The organism is Synechococcus sp. H55.10 (genome assembly GCF_047502715.1).
GTDB lineage: Bacteria > Cyanobacteriota > Cyanobacteriia > Thermostichales > Thermostichaceae > Thermostichus.
Genome location: NZ_JANSJJ010000287.1, coordinates 1 through 512, shown reverse-complemented (window position 1 = coordinate 512; position 512 = coordinate 1). Strand labels below are relative to the sequence as shown.

2 protein-coding genes are annotated in these 512 nt (G+C 56.4%); both read right to left on the bottom strand.

Features of this window, described 5'->3' with window-relative positions:
- Nucleotides 1-40: 40 nt before the first annotated feature.
- A complete protein-coding gene (locus NW858_RS13190; RefSeq protein ID WP_414520666.1) occupies nt 41-346 on the bottom strand; it encodes a photosystem II biosynthesis protein in 306 nt (101 codons plus the stop codon).
- Between the two features lie 35 nt (nt 347-381).
- On the bottom strand, nt 382-512 hold a 131-nt coding region (locus NW858_RS13185; protein ID WP_414520667.1), incomplete at its 5' end, for a 30S ribosomal protein S15.

Genomic DNA, 512 nt, shown 5'->3' with positions numbered 1-512 from the left:
GCTGGGTCATATGTGTATAAGAGACTGCATCCCAAGAAGCCTATAACCCGCCGTTGCTAATACCCAAAACGCCACGGCCTAAAAAGGCCAGCGACTCCACCAGGGTAAAGTAAGGTGGCAGAGCCACCACATGGTTGGTTAAGAGATAGTAATTGACAAAAAAGCTGCTCAAGCCAAGGCCAGAAGGGATCCCGGAAAAGACCAAGATCCGCCGCACCATGCGCCGGCTCACCTCCGGAGGGATAACAGCAACCGGCTCTCTTTGGGTCGGCTGCTTCTCCACCTGAGCAGGGGTAGGGCTGGAGCGGCGGCGGGAGGCTTTGGAATAGCGGCTGGACTTGCCCACGAAGGTAGCTCTCCAACAGCGATTTAGCTAGCTGCCTACTTTCTCACGCGGATGTTCAACCGTTCGGCCAGCTCCCGGATGCGGTCGGGAGAACGTTTGGCAATGTAGTTGAGCAGACGCTTGCGCCGACCGATCATCATCATCAGGCCGCGGCGGGAGTTAAAAT